The organism is Sphingopyxis sp. NFH-91, from assembly GCF_021401285.1.
Lineage (GTDB): Bacteria > Pseudomonadota > Alphaproteobacteria > Sphingomonadales > Sphingomonadaceae > Sphingopyxis > Sphingopyxis terrae_A.
In genome coordinates, this window is sequence record NZ_JACBGA010000039.1 from 1 (window position 1) to 509 (window position 509).

The window sequence follows — 509 nt, forward strand, 5'->3', positions numbered from 1 at the left end:
GAATATGATATTTCCGCCGACGAAACTGCTCCCGTCGCGCCGAAGCAGGCGACGACTTTGCGCGATGTTCGCCGTGATGACTATCGTCCCATCCATCACAACGGGCGGGAACAGTTTGCTGATCTGTATGAGCGGCTTGCCGACACCTCAATCAATGGGCCATTTCCCGACAGACCGACCAATGACCAGCTTCAGGCGCTTCGATCGGTGATCGAGACGTATCCCGTCCGTATCGCACACTGGCGCGGCGCTTTGCGGATCGATCTGCGCGACGACCCCCGCCGCTGGTTCGATACCCCTTACATCCGGAGCGCGGCGGGGCAGGACCTGCTTTCGACGATTGTCGATAAGCGTGTGCAGATGTTCAGGAACCTACCCGATCTCGATCCGGCGCGCCGGCCAACGGCTTGGGACGTGGAGCAGAAGCGACGGGCATCTTGGCTTGATCGACCTGCCACGCACGTCGCGCCGGTGCCTGCCGAATTAATGGACGCCCACCAAGGTGCCGA

At 61.1% G+C, this 509-nt stretch carries 1 pseudogene; it reads left to right on the top strand.

What is annotated here, in order from left to right:
- Nucleotides 1-509: pseudogene (locus L0963_RS19620) on the top strand (hypothetical protein); the annotation flags it as partial.